Below are 363 nucleotides of genomic sequence, written 5' to 3'. Positions count from 1 at the left end.
AGCGGGACCCGCATCAGATCTCCATCCCGAACGGCCGGGTGAACCGGACGTCACCCTCGACCATGTCTCGCATGTCTTCGACGTTGTGGCGGAACATCAGCATCCGCTCGATGCCGAACCCGAAGGCGAAGCCGCTGTACTTCTCCGGGTCCACGCCGCAGGCGGTGAGGACGCGCGGGTTGACCATGCCGCAGCCGCCGAGCTCGATCCAGCCTTCGGAGGAGCAGGTACGGCAGGGCCGGTCGGGGTTGCCCACGGACTCGCCCTTGCAGACGTAGCAGAGCATGTCCATCTCGGCGCTGGGCTCGGTGAAGGGGAAGAAGTTCGGCCGCAGCCGGGTCTTCATGCCCTCGCCGAACAGGG

General features: G+C 66.7%; 1 pseudogene. It reads right to left on the bottom strand.

Annotated features, from left to right (window positions below):
* Nucleotides 1-13: 13 nt before the first annotated feature.
* Nucleotides 14-363, bottom strand: a pseudogene (locus ACLZOT_RS50565) (phenylalanine--tRNA ligase subunit alpha); the annotation flags it as partial.

This window comes from Streptomyces sp. 4F14 (assembly GCF_048159485.1).
Lineage (GTDB): Bacteria > Actinomycetota > Actinomycetes > Streptomycetales > Streptomycetaceae > Streptomyces.
The sequence above is the reverse complement of the archived record's forward strand: the minus strand, read 5'-3'. Positions and strand labels throughout refer to the sequence as shown.